A 497-nucleotide genomic window follows, 5' to 3' on the forward strand; every position below is an offset into this window, starting at 1 on the left:
TGGCGGTGTGTCCGGAGATCGGGAAGGACTAATTAAAGACTGACGCAACCGGAAGTGCCAGCTTCAGCTTCACTTCATAGGCGCTCAGCGGGTCGACGGTCATCATGCTGACCGGCTCACATTCGATGGTGTTCGTTTCCAGTATGCAGGCTTCTCCGTCACCGTCCTTAAACTGCTGAAGTACCGCCAGTGCCATCTGTTCGGCCTGATCATAGGCGGCATCCTGTGCCCCGTAGTCGTCAACCGGTGCGGGTACAAACACGTAAAAGACCGCCTCGAAAAAGGCCAGATAGTTATGGGCCCCGTTGTCGTGCATCCGGTACCGGGGCCGCAGCGAAAAGATGCAGGGGTACATATCTGCCGAGCGGCTGTCGGCCGTCATGCGGTCAACGGTGCTGCCGTCTCCGAACATGACGGTTTTTACGCCGGGTACCGCCTCGGCAACCGGCCGGAAAAAGTCCCGGTAAATGCTAGTTGGTGTCATGGTTTTTGTGGCG

Annotated in this window: 1 protein-coding gene; it reads right to left on the bottom strand. The window is 57.5% G+C overall.

Annotated elements, in window-relative coordinates; genetic code table 11:
• Positions 1-28: 28 nt before the first annotated feature.
• The coding region (locus BLX24_RS31140; protein WP_218160755.1) for a hypothetical protein at positions 29-497 on the bottom strand (469 nt) is incomplete at its 5' end.

It is taken from the genome of Arsenicibacter rosenii, from assembly GCF_001870735.1.
In the GTDB taxonomy this organism is placed as follows: Bacteria; Bacteroidota; Bacteroidia; order Cytophagales; family Spirosomataceae; genus Arsenicibacter; species Arsenicibacter rosenii.